Origin of the sequence: Cecembia lonarensis LW9 (genome assembly GCF_000298295.1) — a bacterium.
Classification (GTDB): Bacteria; Bacteroidota; Bacteroidia; order Cytophagales; family Cyclobacteriaceae; genus Cecembia; species Cecembia lonarensis.
The window spans coordinates 1-4,210 of sequence record NZ_AMGM01000151.1; the positions used below are offsets into that span (position 1 = coordinate 1).

Genomic DNA, 4,210 nt, shown 5'->3' on the forward strand with positions numbered 1-4,210 from the left:
AGATTGAAATTGGGAAGACAGTTTTATTGGACCAGTAATTTAATGCCGTGAAGAAAGATTAATCTCACAAATCAGGAATGCCAAAGGAAATCTTGAATAGGTCCAGGGTGGATATTTTCAAGTAACAGAAAGCAATCAGGAGGAACATTAAAACCTTAATTTGCAGAAGAGATCCCCTCATACATCAATTCTAAATATCATCAAATCCATACCGATCAAAAACTAGTTCATCTTCATTCTCTTCATACGCATGTTGATTGAACAAATAATAGGCATCACCAAACTGAAAAGACTGGTAGAATGTATTTTCGTGTCCAATAAAATCCTTCTTAGATAAAAAATTAAAGTCTAAATCAAATTTGTAAATGGAAAAATCCGGAAAAAAGCCTGATCCATTTCCATGTACTACTTCCAGTAAATACCCTTCAGCAAATTCATAGATTTTCCAAATTTTTGGAAGACTCTCCCCATAACGCTTAATTTCCCAAAGAACATCATTTGATACAGTCTCTAATTGGGCTGCATCAATCGGGAAATGCTCTGGATTTTTCCAATCAGGAAGATCCAAAACTATGCTTTCTTGGAGCAAACCGTCTTTTGAAAATACGGATAACTCATTTTTATTTGAAAACCCTGTTATAAATGCGTTTTTACTTTTCGAATAAATACCAAAAGGGCCTGTATTCATATGGTCATTCCCCCATGTATTTGCAATATTTTCTTTTGGCAAAGGAGCAAAAAGCACCATGTCATGAGTGCTATCGATTTTTAGCACACTTTGTAAAGGTCTTTTATAAATCCCGGACTTTGGATGATCTGGATAGAAACCAATAAAAAAGGAATCCTCATCTTTATGGAAAAGTCTATTACCCTCAGAATTATACATATATGCAAAACCCAAATCTGCATCAATGGGCAATTTTAGTGTTGTTTCAATTAGACCACTGGAATTAACACTCAAGATTTGACCTGAAGGTCCATTGATAAGGTAGACTTTATCCTCAATGACATGGGGAACTGTAAAAAATAAATTATTAAAACCCTCTGGACCATCGTCTTCAATGGTTACTTCAAGAATTGGCTTATTTGATGAAACATCCAATATGTTAAGGTTTCCAGTTATAGTGTTGAACTTCACCAAACAAAAATTCCCTTTAAATATTCCTACGCCTATTTTATTATAAAGAAAAGTCTCTGTGTCAGATAGCAGTATAGTAAGATTATCTACTGGAGAAAATTTTTCAAAAGCCTCCTTATTTTGATTACAGGAAGAAAAAAAAACTGTTACCAATATAGAGGTCAAAATTATGCCTATTCTCATGTTCGTGCGAAAATATAGGCCAAACCTTCCAGTTTGGCCTGTTTAAAATTGATTAGAAAGTCATCATATTACCACTACAAACTGGGTGAGAACCCATAACATTATGATAACAAACATCTCCAGCAAATGAACCAATACATTTCCCAGTATTTTTATTAGGATCTGATGAAACAGTACAAACATTTCTACCCGGTAATTAAAGCGAAGCATCGGCAGCTACACGATTTACTCCTGCATATGACCAAAGAAAAGCAATACGATCAAACTTTTTTTAATTAAATTTTTCATTTTTTTAATATTTTAGGTTTATGAATAAGTTATGGCCTTAACTTAGAACTATATAGCGTATTGAAACTAATAATAATAAACAATACTTAGTCAATATATTTCTATTTGAAGTCTAATAAAATCACATACTAATTATTAATAAATGAAAATATACCTATACTTTTTTTCTCTTCTTATAGTACTTATTTTGAAGGGTTGCACCAGCAATCAGAAAGAATCCAGCACTTTAGCTAATGATGGATATGAAATCGTCGCTACAGATAGCATTACTGTAAATAATATCCTGGCTTCTTTATTCCTGTTCCAAAACGCCAATGAGGATCATCTTTTCTTCAGAGATGCTGCGGCATCCAAAATCTATGTGTTTGACCGGAAAGGACAGCCACTACATGAATGGACGAAGGAAGGTGATGTGCCCGGGGCATTCAGCATGATCGCAGATAACCTTTCATTAACGAATGAGGGGGATATTGTGGTTGCTGACAAACTTTTTGGTCTACGGGTCTTTTCTCCCAATGGGGATCTAGTGATTCAGGATAGGGTTTATCAGCCTCAAATGAGCATTCATGCCGGAGTAGATATCTTCAGGAAAAACCAGGTTATCCAAAAAAATGGCAAAACCTATCTGCTCCATCATTTGGACCTGATGGATGAGGTGCAGGAAGTGGGAACTGAGTTTTTCCAAAAGCGAAGAAATTTGCTGATGACGGATCTTGAAAGCAGAGAAACAAAGAAGTTTATCCCCTTTCCAGATGGGAGTAAATTCCTATTTGGAAAAGCCTTTCCTTTTGAAGATTTCAGACCCTTATTTTATTATGAGGAACAGGTAGAAACATTATACCTCATTTTTCAAAATGAGCCCATCCTCTACATCTATTCCTGGAAGGAAGATGAACAACCTATATTAACTTCAAGTCAGCGTCTTGATTTGGACGGATTTCATGAAAATGATGGACTGGAATATGAACAGGTCCGGTATGGCATCCTCAGCGCTAATCAGTTGGAAATCCCTTTTCCCTCTTCCATTGAAAGTTTAGAAAAAATCGGAGAAGTGGTTTTGATCCATTACAAGCCGGGACCTTCAATAGGTGAACGAGGTGACTGGGAAAAAGTACGAAAAGGGGAGGCTGATGAAGATTTAAAAAATACTATCTTAGAGAAAGCCAAAGAACGTACTATCGCCCTAGTTGATGGAGAAATAATTTCGGTCAACCTCCCTCCCATGTTTTACAATAGCTACCGGGTCATTGGTAATGAAATCTGGTGGATGAAGCCGACTAGTAAAGACCAGGAAGACGAGGATTTCACAGTGTTCAGAGGAAAGCTTCAACCCATCAAATCACCATAAGGATTTATCCTGGAGAAAAAGGCAAGGCTGATTTATGGACGATAATTCTAAGTTTACCATCTGCCCCCTTCCTAAAAACCCAGGTTTTATCTACCTTAACTTCATTTCCCTCTTTGTCGGTAACATACACATTACCCATGGTAATGGCCACAGATCCATAAATCTGGATTCCCTGACGGTTTCCACCCGTATTCTCATAACGCGCACTTACCCAAGGTTTCAAGGCAAAACCTGCATCCTCAGGATAGTCGGCGTCACCACCAACAAAGTAGGACAATGCACCCTTTTTGGTGTTTCTAAATGTACGTTCCCCAAAGGCTAATGTAGGTTTGAAGAAAACTTTTCCATGGTCGTAATTGTATGCCTCTGTCAACACTTGCTCTGCAAATGTCCTATAGTCTCCACCCTCGCTGTAAATCTGCCCGATTTTGACAAGCGCATCACACCAAGCTTGCTGAGCAGCATTCACATCATCATAAGTCACGATGTCCTGCGCACCTTCTTCCACATATTGAAGGCCTAAATTTTCGATTACTTCTTTTACTTTTTCCATAGTAGTGCTGTTTGTTGTTAAGGAATCAATGGATCACCCCTTATTTGTTCAGTCTCCCAATAAAAATGAGGCTAAAATCTAAGCGGTTCTTAACGGCTAATTACGTCAAACTGAAAAGTTGGTTTCACGGGAAATGTGCTATTTAAAAAAATCTCAAATTCTAAAATCCATACGGGACACTCTAATCCAACTTCCGAAATCCACTTTTTTTGACATTTCCCTTTTCCCTTTTGCCTTTTGCCTTTTGCCTTTTACCTTTTTACTTGGCTCTTAATGAAACCCTTTACTTAATTGTTCCGTGTCACAGCCCTCCGAAATCCGCCTTCCTACTTCCGAAATTCCCTGTCCCGTCCTGAAGATGGTTGACACTTATTATACTTTCTTCCCTTGAGTTCGACTCCTTTGGAGTCGGGATTCCCGAATATAATAATTGCTTCACAACCCCGGGTTTTACCCCTACCCTTAAGGGATTAAACCCCTATTGGGGTTATTTTGTCACTATTTTAAGCAATTGCCTTAATGAATCCCTTAAAACCTTAACTCCTAATGGTTTTCTACTCCACTGTAACCTGGCCTCCCGAATCGCTTTGCTCTCGGGACAGCCTGTCGCTAAATCCCTCTATCGGGACCAAAGGGATCATTTTTTAACGCCTGACTGATCGTCAGACAGACTCCATCCTACCTTCCGAAATCCCACTTT

At 37.9% G+C, this 4,210-nt stretch carries 3 protein-coding genes; 1 reads left to right on the forward strand and 2 read right to left on the reverse strand.

The genetic code is table 11. From position 1 onward, the window contains the following. Window positions 1–190: 190 nt before the first annotated feature. Window positions 191–1,321 (reverse strand): DUF4221 family protein, encoded by a 1,131-nt coding sequence (locus B879_RS20295; RefSeq protein WP_009187104.1) that lies wholly within the window; start codon window positions 1,319–1,321, stop codon window positions 191–193. A 430-nt stretch (window positions 1,322–1,751) separates the two neighbouring features. Between B879_RS20295 and B879_RS20300 the strand changes: the two genes are divergently transcribed. Next, window positions 1,752–2,957: an NHL repeat-containing protein gene (locus B879_RS20300; protein WP_009187106.1), complete on the forward strand. Its 1,206-nt coding sequence runs from the start codon at window positions 1,752–1,754 to the stop codon at window positions 2,955–2,957. 4 nt (window positions 2,958–2,961) lie between these two features. Here the strand turns inward: B879_RS20300 and B879_RS20305 are convergent, their stop codons facing one another. Continuing rightward, window positions 2,962–3,510, reverse strand: coding sequence for a metal-independent carbonic anhydrase family protein (locus B879_RS20305; RefSeq protein ID WP_009187107.1), 549 nt, complete (start codon window positions 3,508–3,510; stop codon window positions 2,962–2,964). Window positions 3,511–4,210: the final 700 nt, after the last annotated feature.